Genomic DNA, 12,395 nt, shown 5'->3' on the forward strand with positions numbered 1-12,395 from the left:
CAATAGACCGAATCTCGAAAGGCCCGGCAATGGGGAGCCGGGCCTTTCGTTTCGCATCGTTCGCAAGGAAATCGGATACAAGTCTATGGCATCGATCTGCGTGACAGCAAAGGCGCCCAGTGATGGTAGCCAGATCATAACGGCGCAATCGCCAGAAGTCCATGAGACACCGCGCAGTTAGAAGGTGCCCAGGTGTTCAAGAAGCGAAGAAAAATGCAAAGAGCGGGCAACTTTGCCTCTGCCTCCATTGCTAGAAAGTCTCCATTGGATTTGAGTTTCCGCTCCCTGGTGTAAGACGGCGATTCTGTTGAGCAGCTGTCGCACTAGGCGGCGCGTACCTTGGCTTGCTTCCCAGCCAAGCTCCATTGGACAAGGAATACCCGATTGGCGCGAAAGGTGCCAGGCAGTGAAGCGCTGCCAATTTCATTCCGTTCGTACCAATTCGACGTAACGGCCTTGCGCTGTTCTCCTGCGGATCATGATGCCGCGGCAAGCAGAATCTCTAAGCCCGAAGCCTGTGCTGCGGCGCCATGCTGGTCGGAACCGCCTGTCCACAAGCCATCGATTGGTCGGCTACCCTCCCCAGTCAGACGCCAAACAGCCTCGCCATTGCGCCGTGTCCAGTCACGAAGCTCTGCGCGCTCTGCCCCAGCAGGCATTACCCCGATCAGATGACCGACGTGGAACGCGAATATGCCCTTGAACATCGGTCCATCCCGTCCGAGACCGTCGAAGGGTTCTGTCAGCAGGCCATCTGTAGTCACTAAGGTGCGTGTCGCAGCGAGCGCCGTTTTTACGGCTAATGCACGAAATTGCGGATCGCCGGTAATCTCGCTCAAATCGTTGAGACCGCCCAGGAGCACGCCTTGATTGTAGGTGAAACGTGGTGCCCCGTTATTGCCGCACCGCGCGTCGAGCCCATCGTTCACCAGGCCATCTGCTCCGATCATCGTCGATGATGCGAACCACGACCAACTGCGCAATGCCCACTCGCGATAGGGCTCTTGCCTGGTCGCGAGATAAAGTTGGGTCGAGGCGTAGATGAGCAGCTCATTGACTATCGCGTTCTTGTAGGTTCGTTTGCGATCCCACCACAAACCTCCACCGCAAAGTTCGTCCCAATATTCGGTGACGATACGACGATAGTTCGTGGCGGCCCAGGCGAGTAGTTCGGGATCATGTTCGATCTGCCATGCATGAACGTTAGCAATCACGGCCCACAAATCATCATCATTGAGGTAAAGACCGCTGCGGTTGCGCACGGCAGCATTGATCTTCCCTTCCCAGCGCAAATCGCCGGTTCGTCGTTGATACTCAATCAGCGCGTCGACGATGGGAAACCGTTGCCAGTTCTCGCTGGCGCTCCAACCTGAGTCCGTGCCCCACTGCCGGTCGAGATAGTCAGCGGCAGCACCTGCACGCATATGCCAGTCTTGCTGCGCATTGACCTGCGCATTGGCCGAAACGGCGCTGCTCGAGACAGACACGGCGAGCGGCACAGCCAAGTGAATTAAGGCGATCCCCCCGCTTACAAAGCGTTGCTTTTTCATCCAATCGTAGTTCCCAAGTGAGGTAATGCAGACAGATAGCATCAACTGCATGCGCACTGATCGCCGATATTGCCAAACTGGCATTACATTTTCGGCCGCCAAGATGCTCCGGCAGCGACAAGAAGATGTAATCCTTCAGGCCATGCAATGATGCAGGTACATAAAGAAACCATAATAACGCCAAGTCGGCCAGGGCAGTATCTTGCGATAGGTGCTTTCGGTCTAGCTGCCTTTCAGGCCGCATCCCGCAAGCGAGAACGGCCTAAGTAGGTGAACGGGCATGCTCAAGCGCTTCTTCAAGGATGTGTGCAGTGCCTCGGCTGCCGAATATGCATTGCTCCTCGCCATCATGGGCGGCGCGATCGCTTTGGCTGTCGCAGGCCTTGGCGATGCTATCTACAACGCAATGGCAGGAGTGGCCCAGAGCGTCGCATCGAGCCCGCAATCGGGCGGCAGCGGCGGCTCGTCAGGAGGAGGAAGCGGTTCGTCAAGCGGCGGAAGTGGATCATCGACGAGCGGAGGAAGCAGCTCGAGCGGTGGCGGCACCTCGAGCAGCGGCGGGTCGGGTTCTAGTAGTGGGGGCTCAACTTCAAGCAGCGGTGGCAGCACAACAAGCAGCGGTGGATCAACCACCAGTGGCGGAAGCAGTTCCACGAGTGGTGGCTCCTCATCGACCAGCGGCGGGACAACCACGAGCGGTGGGGGAGGTTCGGGCAGCAGCTCCAGCTCGTCAGGAGGCACCCCAGCGCCTGTCTGCTCCGGTGATCTGGTGCCACAATCCAACGGATCGTGTGGCTGTCCAGCGGGTATGACGCAAAAGGGCAATTCCAATCAATGCAAGTAGCGTCAGATCGGCGCCGATAGCGGCATGGCGCGCAAATGAGAGGCTCGGCAACGCGTTCCATAGCCGTGATTATTGGTTTGCTCGCTGTGCCAACGTCACCAACATTCACGTAGTCGAAGATGACTCAAGCCGATCGAGCAGCGGCGTTTCGCGCGGCACGTCACCTATCGGAGACGTAGATGCTTTGCGAATAGCGCATCTGTATCGCAGGTACGCCAAAGCCCTTCAGATCGTCGTAGGGCGTATATGTCAGTTTGAGGCTATAGGCCTTTGACCCTGACATGGGGCTTGCCACTTGCGTCACTTCGACATCCAATTGATCGCCGGTGAGGCCATAAGGTGGGCGAACGGCCTTCGATGTCGCGACATCTTTGATCTGGAGCGCGCCGAGCTTGTTATTTTTCTGGTATTCTACGACCGTATAGCGCTCCACATCCGCGGCAATCGATCGTAAGGCATTGAACTTTTGCATCTGGATGCCGGTCCACAGGATCCCGAGCAGCAACATGATCAGGACCGGCCCAATAATGGCGAATTCGACGATAACACTAGCCCGCCGGTTCTGGAATATGGATCGCATGATCGCAGCTGGCATCATGACAATTGTACCGTGCGCACGATATTAAAATTGAACGTTTTGGAAAACCCAAAGCGTGTCCACATCGGCTTGTAGGCATCCTGCAGGCGAACGCGCACATAACTTGATACTACGACATTGGTCCCGCAACTCGTTCCTGTCGAGACCAGACCAGAATTGGTTCCGCAGCGGTAAAGCTTGATGATCTCTACCTGATCCGTGCCCAGCTTGAGCGATGACATGAGAAGCGATTTCAACGCTGCGGTATCCGTCGAGGCACCGGCATTGGCGGCAAGCGCGATAGCTTCTGCTTGCGCCGCGCCGCTTTGCAATTCGTTTTGGCGTGAGATCATCGCGCTGACATCAAAACTGCCAAGGGTCAAAAGGACCAGGACAGGGGCAATGATGGCCATTTCGATGACCGCGGTGCCGCGCCTGTCTGAAGCGATGGCGTAGCCGGAGAGCCAAGCCCAAGGGTGTCTTGCACTCATGCCACGAGCCTTACGGTAGCCAACGAGGATCCGACGGATGAGGATTCATCGGTCGGACACAGGGTCTCGAGGAAGGCGTTGCCCTTGATGTGGATCTTGTTAGCCGTGATCTGAAGGCACTGGCTGGCGACATTGGCCGTGCCAAGAACCGTGATCTCCCCGGACGAAAGGTACATCAGACCCTCGATCAGCGAATTGGAATTGCCATTGAACTGATGGCCTGGATTAGCCGGATTGTTGTTTCGATCCTCGAACACCAGCATACCTGCATAGTCTTCAGCATTGTCCGCATAAGGTGTGCTTGTAAAGTCTGATGCCTGCATCGGCGATAGCACAACTTTGTTATTATTGCCGTTCCCGCCAAACTTGATGCGTGCGCCATTCTTGAGCACGAACATAACGTTTGTCCCGGTCACATTGTAATTGGCTGTCAGGTCAAGAACGCCGCCGTCGATGACGTAGATGCCGGATTGCAGCACGGTCGTGCATTTGGCCGTTATCCCTCCCGAATAGGTGCCTGGAGAGAGCGTGGCCTGCGTCGTCTTGTTCTTCCCCGTACCTACGCTCTGGCAGGTATAGGTCTGCTTGGCCGGATTGGTTGGCGGTGAAAGATTGGCATAGGGGTCTTTCAGTCCCGTGACATGCTCGCTGACGACATCCTGGTTGGCCGCTGGAACATTGGCTGTGCCGCAGGTCGCGATGGAATCGGTCTTGACCAAGGCGGAACCGGAAATGTCGATGGCATCATCGTCGCAGGACAGCGCGGCCAGGCCGCATTGGGCCCGAACATCCGCATTGCCTCCGATTTCAAGCCCCGTACCATGACTGGAGGTGGCAAGAAGGCATGCATGGTAGTCCATGCCGCGTTCGAAACTGGCCTGCGCCTTGGCCAGTATGACTACACCACTGTTTGTGAGGAAGCTGCTGAAAGGCAGTCTCTTGGATGCCGATGCAGCAACGATAACACTGTTACTCGTGCCCCCTGCATAATTTGCGAGGTTCACATCCGGCTTGCTTGCAAAGCTCTTTGTGATGTTCTCATTGGCATCGAATTCCTGCTGCGCACGAGTCTTGTACGTCGACCTCGATTCTGTGTTGGACAAAGCCCATGCAGCGCTGATCGCGGCCTGGTCGACAGAATGCTGCAATTCGCGCTTCCACAAGTACCATTGCGCGGTATCGACCGCGAGGCCCGCACCGCCGATGAGAGCAGGCATGGCAATCGCGGCTATCACCGCGACATTGCCGCTGAAGTTTGCCCGCAGAGCTGCCAGTGCCTTGAAAGCCGATTCGTTCATACAACGCCCCTCCTTGCTGCACTGCAAGGAGCGCAGAAGTGAAGTCTGTGCTACATCTCGGCCCCTTTGAAGAGCCCTGCCACATCAGCGAAGTATAAGAATGATATTATAAGTCCGTATTAAATCGGAAAATCGAAAGTAACGGACATTTGTAACTTTAGTTACACGGCATGGGCCGGAAATGAAGCGCCGTGAGACTTTTATGCAGCCGTCGAACGTATTGCGACAAAATCACTATTTGCCTTTCCCGCCAAGGACCATAGCCGCGAGTTCGGTGCGGTTATCGATGCAAAGTTTTTCATAAATGCGATGCAGGCAGACCTTTATAGCCCCCTCACTCATACCTGTATCAATCGCGATCTCCCTGTTGCGCATGCCAAGCGCCACGGCTTCGGCGATCTGTCGCTCCTTCTGATTCAGCATCTCCAGAGGAGAAAGGCGGGGCATAGTCGTGGTGAGCGTCAGCGCCCGATCCAAAAGGGTGGGATCGATTGCGCGCTTGCCGGCAATGACCGACGCAATGGCATCTTGTAGCGAGCTGCCTTCACCCTGTTTGAACACGATCGCATTTACCCCTGCGCGCACGGCTGCCAGCAGCGCCGTGTCGTCCAGATCCGCAGTTAGAAGAATGACCGGCCGGCTGTCGCCGCGGGCCCGGATCGTCTCGAGCACGGTGATGCCATTCATGCCGGGCATGTTGACATCGAGGATCACAATGTCGGGATCGTGTCGCTCGATGGCCGCCAATGCTGCAGTGCCATGATCGACGGACGCCAGAATCGACATGCCCAGCCTGCCAAGCACGGCCTCGACACCAGCGCGCAGAAAAAGGTGATCGTCTGCCAGAACGATACTGGTCATATGCCGGCCTTGCGCGGGATGGATATCTCAACGCGGGTCTCACCACGCCGGGAGGACACCGCAAGCGTTCCGTTCAGGTTGTCGATCCGTTCCGAAAGCGACTTGGGCAACGTCGGCAAACTTGAATTTGGAAAACCCCGGCCATTGTCCGAAACGATCAGGATGAGGTGTCTTGCACTAGACGAGACCCGCAGTTCCACATAGCGCGCAGATCCGTGTCGGACAGCATTTGCCACGGCCTCGCGCACCATTTGTTGTATCTCGTGGGTCAGCCAGGCAGGCGCGTAATAGGCAGCGTCGGCGCAAACAGCCCGCACCTCAATTCCCCAATGCTTCGCCAGCCTCACACAAAGCTCTGCTGCTTCTTCGGTCAAATTGCGCTGACTTGGCCAACTCTCCTGATTTCGCAACCGCTCTATGACGCTGCGCACGTGCAACTGCTCGTCCCTGAGGCTTGCGCAGATCGAACTGAGTTCTTGACGCGCGTGATCGTCTGGATGGAAAGAGCCCCTGATGCTCTCCAACCTGAACATTGTGCCCGCCAGGGTTTGCGCAACACTGTCGTGCAAGTCGCGTGCGATGCTCGACCGGATCTGCGCCAACCCAATCTCTCGCGCCGCGTTGTCATGTTCTTCCTCGTCGAAGGCACGGGCAATTTCACGCGCCACTCTCGAGGCAAGCATGACATGGTCCGAACCCATACCGATAATTCCATGCACGAGGAGCTGTCCCCTACCCGTATGGCCTTGAAGAGGAACGAATAGTCCCTCCTCTACGTGCAAGCAGCTCACAAGATTGAGGTCCCAGGCAAACTTTTGCGCCTCTAGCCTGTCATTTGCTTCCAAGCTTAGCGCGCGTCGCTTTCGCATATCGAACACTGTGGCAGAGCCTTCGTCGGGAGGTTCACAGCACCCAGGAGCCAGATTGACGATCCGGTGCCCCGCCGCATCGGCGACATGCATTCGGGTGATAGGTTCCTCGGTTCCAGCCCAGGTAAGGGCTGCGCCTGAACCTCCAAGAAATTCCATCGCATAGGCCAAGGCCTGGCGTGGCGGGCTCTCTCCCAGGCCCGGGGAAGCCAGTTCGAAACGCGCAACGAGGACTTGCCTGCGTTCTCGAGCGAACCAAGCCAGCAGCACTGCCAGCATAGCCAGAAAGCTGGCACGGCGCACGAACTTGACGAGGTCTATGTCCAGACCAAGAGAGTTCAACACGAACCCGAGACCCAGGAAGGCCCCACTCAGGACAAGCGATGCGAGCAAGGCTATAGGCCACTGCCAGCGGAAAGCGGCAGTCAGGACAATGAAAGCAAAGAAAGTTGTGAAGGGGCTGACCAGGTCGGCGTCATGCGACTGGGTAAAGTAAAGCGCTGTCAGGAACGCCAGGCAATCGAGCAGGAAGGCTGGAAAAAAGAGCCGGAATTCGTGCCACCAGCTCTTCCATGAAACGATGAGCAGAGCTGCTGAAAGGAGTAGGTAGCCGCCGAAGAGAGTCCTTCCCAAAGGAGCGTCTCGAACCGGTTGTTCCGGATCGAACCAGACCCAGATTCCGAACAGGATAGCCAGAGCCAGACGACTCGCGGCTATCACTCGGCCAGAATTATGCTGGAATAGCTCGCGGATCACGGTTTGTTCGGTACTTCTTCCTGAGACTGGAACAAGGGCATGCCACGTGTTTTACGCCAGTCAATATTCACATCTGGCCGGCGCCGTCTCCGGCCCGCTTTTACGCGGCTGGGGACAGTAGATTGACCCGATCGTCAACTGGGCCGAAGGGTGGCAAACTCAGGCATGCTCGCGAACGATCAGACGATATCCCACGCCGGGCTCGGTCACGATCAGCTCGGGCTCGGAGGGATCGGCCTCGAGTTTTTGGCGCAGGAGCCCCATGTAGACGCGCAGATACTGAAGATCGGCGCCCCCATTGCTCCAACCTGCGGCCAGCAGGCGCTTGTGGGTGACGACCTGGCCTGCGTTGCGAGCAAGGGCATGGAGCAACATGTACTCCTTGGGCGACAGTTTGATCGGCTCGCCCTCGATTTCAACTTCGCGGCTGGCATAATGGATACGCAAGGGTCCGGCCTCGAAGGTTGGAGCATTCGATGCCACTGTTTGCGCTCGCCGGATTGCTGCACGAATGCGTGCCATGAGTTCGCCGATTTCAAACGGCTTGTTGACGTAATCATCCGCTCCCTCATCCAGAGCCGCAATCTTCTCCCCTTCCTGGTGACGCGCCGAGATAACGATGATCGGAACCTTGCTGGTCTCGCGAATGACCCGGATGACATCCTTGCCATCCATGTCGGGAAGGCCCAGATCGAGCAGCACTACATCGGGATCTTGCGCAATCACGCCGCTGATGGCGGACAGGCCATCTATGGCAACCGACACGGAACACCCCGCTGCGGCAAGGACAGGCTGCAGGACCGACACCAGAGCCGGTTCGTCGTCGACGAGAAGAACCTGTCCCTGCATCACAGTATAGCCTCCTTGAAGACTGGCAGCCTGATCGTCACTTTCGTCCCCTGCCCGGACAGAATCGGCGAATTGAGCTCGATCGAGCCTTCGAATGCTTCTACAAAACCCTTGGCGATCGCAAGGCCAAGACCGCTGCCCTGCGGCGAAGGTTCGCTTCGCTTCACGCGGTAGAAGCGATCAAAAACATGCCATTGCTCCTCGGGCGGAATCCCGCATCCGGCATCGGTAACCGTCAGCCTGCAAACATCTCCCACGCAATCTATCGTCACCATGACCTTGGTAAAAGAAGGACTGTAAATCAGAGCATTTTGTATAACATTGGTAAGGGCCAGTTCAAAAAGCGCGGCATCTGCGATGACCAGCACGTCCTCGCAACCTGTCAGGATCGTAATGTCCCGATCCGCATTTCGGGTTCGCAGCCGGTGAACGACCGCCCGCACGATGTCATTGGCCGAAAGAACCTGACCTTCAATCTTGCCGCCCTCTGCCTGAAGCCGGCTCATTTCCAGAAGATTGGCCGTAAAGCGATTGAGCCGGGCACATTCATCCACGATACCCTGGAGCAGACTTCGCGAGGTTTCGCTGTCCAGTTGATTACCAAATTCGATGAGACTGGACGCAGAAGCGCTGATCGCAGTGAGCGGCGTGCGCAAATCATGGCTCACTGATGAGAGGAGCGCCGATTTGAGCTCTTCGGTTCGGGCATTGGCACGCGTTTCTGCGACTATCGAAGCGAACTGTGCAGCTTCGAGCGCCAGCCCCACCAATCGCGCCATGGCTTCGAGAAAGTCCAGATCGAACCAGCGGCGTCGTTCACCTTCGATGACCATGGCTCCAACGCATGAGCGGCTTCCATCAAGGCGTAGCGCGACACACGTGCCCGCTTCAGCCGGATTGCACGAGCGGATTGCATCGTTAGCCAGCGTCCGGTTTACAGCGCAGTTATCGGCCAACGCGAGCGCTTTGAGCCTGCCGCCCTCCAATGTGTAAAGCGATACGCGATACCCCAGTCGTCCCAGGACCGACTTCGACAGGGCAGTCTCGATCGCAGTCACATCAGGTGCCGCCTGAAGCATCCTGCTGGTTTCGAGAAGGCCTTCTAATTGAAGATTTGTCTGACCCAATTGGAAGGTCTTGTCTTTCAACCTGCCGGCCAGGAGCCCGGAAACGACCCCACAGGCGGTAAAGATAACTGGCGGTGCCAGGTCGTTGCCAGTCGACATACGAAAAGTCAGCACAGGATCTGCCAGGAAAAAGTTGAAGAAAGCAGAAGCCAGCACCGTGGCGATCAATGCAGGAAGCAGCCCGGAATAGGCTCCAACCAGCGTGATCCCGAGCACAAAGATGAGGCCGGATGAGACTTCGCCGTCAAGCACCGGCTTGAGCGCTACAGCCAAAATCGACGTGATCACGAAAATCATGGCAGGCAAAGGCCAGCCAGCCAAGCCCAGGTTTCGGGGCAAACCCAGGCTGCTCAGAGAGTTTGATTGCTCAGGACCGCTGCGTGCTGGTGCCGGTTCGGAGGATACCTGTGACATCATGGCTTCCTTTGAGCGCGTGTTCCCCCATCCGTCCATGCATAAAAAACCTATAATATCACCACTTGGCCGAAATGGATTACGCTCCTGACAGACCCGCAACAGGAGTTGGAATTACATGAAACGCTCGCTTGCCATCGCCGTGCTACTCTCTGGCGCGCTTGCCGTCTCGGCCTGCGGACAGAAGAAGGCGCCTGCTGGAGCGTCTTCGCTACCACCGCCGGGCGAAGCCCCCGCAGCCTACGATGATCTCGACGGCCCGGGCAGCCAGGCCGACTTGCGCCGTGTAGCCGGCAGCGACCGTGTCTTTTTCGACCTTGATTCCTACGCACTCGACGATGTCGATACCGAAACGCTGCGCCGGCAGGCTGCATGGCTTGGCCGGTATCCTGCAGTCAATGTCACCATCGAAGGCCACTGCGACGAACGCGGTACGCGAGAATACAACGTGGCACTTGGCGAACGTCGCGCCACAGCAGCCATGAATTACCTGGCGACGCTTGGCGTTGCCCGTTCGCGCATGAATGTCGTGTCCTACGGCAAGGAACGTCCCGAGGCACTTGGATCTGACGAAGCGGCCTGGGCGCAGAACCGCCGAGCCGTGACCATGGTCGTCCGCTGAGGAACCCCGGGGCTGTCTATGGCATCGACTATGAACAGCTGCTCCGAGCGCGCTTTCTTGGAAGCCAGGGAAATCCTGCGAAAGGACGGCGCGCTCACCCGCGAGGAATGCGACAGGCTGGTTGACCTGTTTGACCAGGTAAGCCGTACACAACTATCAGCTTTGACACGCGAGCCCGGTCATCAGGAATCCCTGCGCAACTTCGACAAGCAACTGCGCAAGGAAGCCCGGCCGATCCTTGTCATAATGGGCGCACTCTTTCTCATCAGCGTCGTGCTGGGGATCTATGCCGCGTGGCACCTCTGACAGGTCCATACGTATTTAATTGTGGTCCCACTGCGGTACCCAAACCGCCTCCCGGACCTGTTCAAAATGTCCCCCATCCCCTGAAATTCGAGGACTGTACGGTTCATGGAAATGAACGCTAGCGCTCATCTTTCACCCATCACGTTGTTTTTACAGGCTGACGTCGTCGTCAAGGCCATCATGCTCGGCCTGCTTGCCGCGAGCATCTGGACCTGGACAATTATCGTTGCCCAGGTCCTCAAGAATCGCCGCGCTCACGTGCGCTCCGATGCGTTCGAAACCACTCTGAACGCGTCTGCCACGACCAGCGATAGCACGCTTGCTTTTGCCCGTGATTCTTCGCCTTCCGCGGCCCTGTTCAGGGCAGCGATTGGCGAGTGGGGGCATTCGGTGCGAGCCGGTTCCAGGCTCGACAAGGATGCGACGCGAGAACGCATTGCCGATGCATTGGAAGGGGCCATAGAAGGTGAAGTCGAGCGCCTGTCCGCAGGTCTGAACTATCTCGCAACGGTTGGCTCGATTGCGCCCTTTGTCGGCCTGTTCGGAACCGTCTGGGGTATAATGCGCAGTTTCACATCGATATCGGCTTCGCAAGATACATCCCTTGCAATCGTCGCCCCTGGTATAGCCGAAGCGCTCATGGCCACGGCCATTGGCCTGTTTGCCGCAATCCCGGCGGTCATCGCCTACAACCGCTTCGGACATGCCATAGGGCGCTTCGAAATGCGGCTCGGCCGATTTGCCCGGCACCTTCGTGGCAACCTCAGCCGAGAACTGGACGCTCTTTGATGGCAGTCAAGCTTTCAAACGCAGCGGGACGATCGCGCAGAGGTATCGCCGCTCGCAGCCCTATGGCAGAAGTCAATGTGACGCCGCTTGTCGACGTCATGTTGGTTCTGCTGATCATTTTCATGGTCACAGCGCCGCTGATCAAAGCGGGCGTCCCGCTCGACTTGCCCAAGACCAGGGCAAACGCGCTGGGGGATGAAAAGGACCAAGTGACCTTGAGCATCGCCCGCGATGGACGCATCTACATCGACGATGGCGAAGTGGCTCCAGGTGAGTTGCCCGAGCGACTGGCAGATCTGTCGCGAAAAGGGCGAGACGAGCCCCCGCTGGTCACCTTGAGAGCTGACCGCCGGCTCGACTACGGCCGGATCATGGAAGTCATGGGCGAGATCAATCGTGCCGGTCTCCAATCCATTTCGCTTGTCACGCTCGTCGGCGACAGCGCCGCACCGCGAGAGCCCTTTGAGGTAACACCTTGAGGCATAGTGTGCGGGAGCCTAGCCGGCTGGCTCGCGACGAACGTTTTGCACTGGTCCTCGCCGCCCTGCTGCATCTCACCTTGGTATGCTGGTTAGCCTCGTCCCCATCTTCGCGTCCGATCGATTCCCCGCCGGAGCGCATGAGCGTGACTTTGACAGATACCGTGGCGTTGAGCTCGGCCTCCCCGCAGCCCAAGTCAGGAGGAAAAGCAGAGATAGCGCCAGAACTTGGTGCCTCGCCAGAATCAGAATTAGACAAGCGAGAAGACGCCCGGACTTCCAGCCCAGCGCCGCTAGCACCAGTTTTCGAACCGGGGACCGATCAGCCTCGTCCCCATACGTCGCAAATTCCGAAACAAGCGCAATCCAAGGTTCCTGAACCTCAGACCATCGCGGCTGCTCCACCGCCGGTTCCTGCCGCGCCCAGCAAACTGGCACTGGCTCAGCCTTTGCCTTTGGCAAAGCCGCTACCTCAAGCAAAGCCGAACCCGATACCCGACACGCTAGCGGCTGCCAAGCCACCGAAGGCTGTTGCACCCAAAGCCAGGATGCAAGAAGCAGCC

The 12,395-nt window shown here is 57.6% G+C and carries 13 protein-coding genes; 4 read left to right on the forward strand and 9 right to left on the reverse strand.

What is annotated here, in order from left to right; all coding sequences use genetic code 11:
• Positions 1–476: 476 nt before the first annotated feature.
• The 9 genes from J3474_RS09895 to J3474_RS09935 form a co-directional block, all read right to left on the reverse strand.
• Entirely contained in the window at positions 477–1,601 is a 1,125-nt protein-coding gene (locus J3474_RS09895; RefSeq protein WP_242528324.1) for a glycoside hydrolase family 76 protein, read from the reverse strand.
• 345 nt (positions 1,602–1,946) lie between these two features.
• Positions 1,947–2,204 (reverse strand): hypothetical protein, encoded by a 258-nt coding sequence (locus tag J3474_RS09900; protein WP_207094029.1) that lies wholly within the window; start codon positions 2,202–2,204, stop codon positions 1,947–1,949.
• Between the two features lie 350 nt (positions 2,205–2,554).
• Positions 2,555–2,992 carry a TadE family protein gene (locus J3474_RS09905; protein WP_207094030.1) on the reverse strand — a complete coding sequence of 146 codons (438 nt, stop codon included), beginning with the start codon at positions 2,990–2,992 and terminating at the stop codon, positions 2,555–2,557.
• Positions 2,989–3,462 (reverse strand): TadE/TadG family type IV pilus assembly protein, encoded by a 474-nt coding sequence (locus J3474_RS09910; protein ID WP_207094031.1) that lies wholly within the window; start codon positions 3,460–3,462, stop codon positions 2,989–2,991. Before J3474_RS09910 ends, J3474_RS09905 begins: the two co-directional genes overlap by 4 nt.
• Positions 3,459–4,760 (reverse strand): Tad domain-containing protein, encoded by a 1,302-nt coding sequence (locus tag J3474_RS09915; RefSeq protein WP_207094032.1) that lies wholly within the window; start codon positions 4,758–4,760, stop codon positions 3,459–3,461. Before J3474_RS09915 ends, J3474_RS09910 begins: the two co-directional genes overlap by 4 nt.
• 234 nt (positions 4,761–4,994) lie before the next feature.
• Positions 4,995–5,621: a response regulator transcription factor gene (locus J3474_RS09920; protein WP_207094033.1), complete on the reverse strand. Its 627-nt coding sequence runs from the start codon at positions 5,619–5,621 to the stop codon at positions 4,995–4,997.
• On the reverse strand, positions 5,618–7,246 hold the full coding sequence (locus tag J3474_RS09925; RefSeq protein WP_207094034.1) for a sensor histidine kinase: 1,629 nt from the start codon (positions 7,244–7,246) through the stop codon (positions 5,618–5,620). The genes J3474_RS09920 and J3474_RS09925 overlap by 4 nt, the downstream gene beginning before the upstream one ends.
• Positions 7,247–7,405: 159 nt before the next feature.
• Positions 7,406–8,095, reverse strand: coding sequence for a response regulator transcription factor (locus tag J3474_RS09930; protein ID WP_207094267.1), 690 nt, complete (start codon positions 8,093–8,095; stop codon positions 7,406–7,408).
• On the reverse strand, positions 8,095–9,519 hold the full coding sequence (locus J3474_RS09935) for an ATP-binding protein (RefSeq protein WP_207094035.1): 1,425 nt from the start codon (positions 9,517–9,519) through the stop codon (positions 8,095–8,097). Before J3474_RS09935 ends, J3474_RS09930 begins: the two co-directional genes overlap by 1 nt.
• A 235-nt stretch (positions 9,520–9,754) precedes the next feature.
• On the opposite strand from J3474_RS09935, the gene pal reads away from it, so the two are divergent.
• The 4 genes from pal (at position 9,755) to J3474_RS09955 (ending at position 11,832) form a co-directional block, all read left to right on the forward strand.
• Positions 9,755–10,258, forward strand: a complete 504-nt coding sequence (gene pal / locus J3474_RS09940; RefSeq protein WP_207094036.1) for a peptidoglycan-associated lipoprotein Pal — start codon at positions 9,755–9,757, stop codon at positions 10,256–10,258.
• 30 nt (positions 10,259–10,288) lie between these two features.
• Positions 10,289–10,564, forward strand: coding sequence for a hypothetical protein (locus J3474_RS09945; RefSeq protein WP_207094037.1), 276 nt, complete (start codon positions 10,289–10,291; stop codon positions 10,562–10,564).
• A 105-nt stretch (positions 10,565–10,669) separates the two neighbouring features.
• A complete protein-coding gene (tolQ, locus tag J3474_RS09950; RefSeq protein ID WP_207094038.1) occupies positions 10,670–11,353 on the forward strand; it encodes a protein TolQ in 684 nt (227 codons plus the stop codon).
• On the forward strand, positions 11,353–11,832 hold the full coding sequence (locus tag J3474_RS09955; protein ID WP_207094039.1) for a biopolymer transporter ExbD: 480 nt from the start codon (positions 11,353–11,355) through the stop codon (positions 11,830–11,832). Before tolQ ends, J3474_RS09955 begins: the two co-directional genes overlap by 1 nt.
• Positions 11,833–12,395 lie beyond the last annotated feature (563 nt).

Origin of the sequence: Novosphingobium sp. PY1 (assembly GCF_017312445.1) — a bacterium.
Classification (GTDB): domain Bacteria; phylum Pseudomonadota; class Alphaproteobacteria; order Sphingomonadales; family Sphingomonadaceae; genus Novosphingobium.